General features: G+C 71.6%; 1 protein-coding gene. It reads right to left on the bottom strand.

The genetic code is table 11. The features are described 5' to 3' along the window. Positions 1–71 precede the first annotated feature (71 nt). Positions 72–282, bottom strand: a 211-nt coding sequence (locus WDW90_RS39110; RefSeq protein WP_336492997.1) for an NAD-binding protein, incomplete at its 5' end; no start/stop codon positions are given.

Here is a 282-nt window from a genome sequence, read left to right as displayed (position 1 = left end):
CAGGGAGGGTCCGTGCACATCATCGTCAGGTTGGCGGCGACGCGGGGCATGGTGCGACCTCAGCTCGTCTTTCAGCTCGTCTTGCGGCCCGGCAGGCTCGCGCCCGCGACCTGCGCGTAGAGGCGTGCCAGGGAGGACTCGTCGTCCCGGCCCATCCCGGAGCCCGAGGCCATCAGGAACATCTGCAGGGCCGCGGCCGCGACCGGCACGGGGAAGCGCTCGGCCCGGGCCAGGTCCTGCACGATGCCGAGGTCCTTCACGAAGATGTCGACCGCGCTGCGG

This window comes from Methylobacterium nigriterrae (assembly GCF_037106235.1).
In the GTDB taxonomy this organism is placed as follows: domain Bacteria; phylum Pseudomonadota; class Alphaproteobacteria; order Rhizobiales; family Beijerinckiaceae; genus Methylobacterium; species Methylobacterium nigriterrae.
Note: the sequence above shows the minus strand (reverse complement) of the source record. Positions and strands in the feature narration are given on the sequence as shown.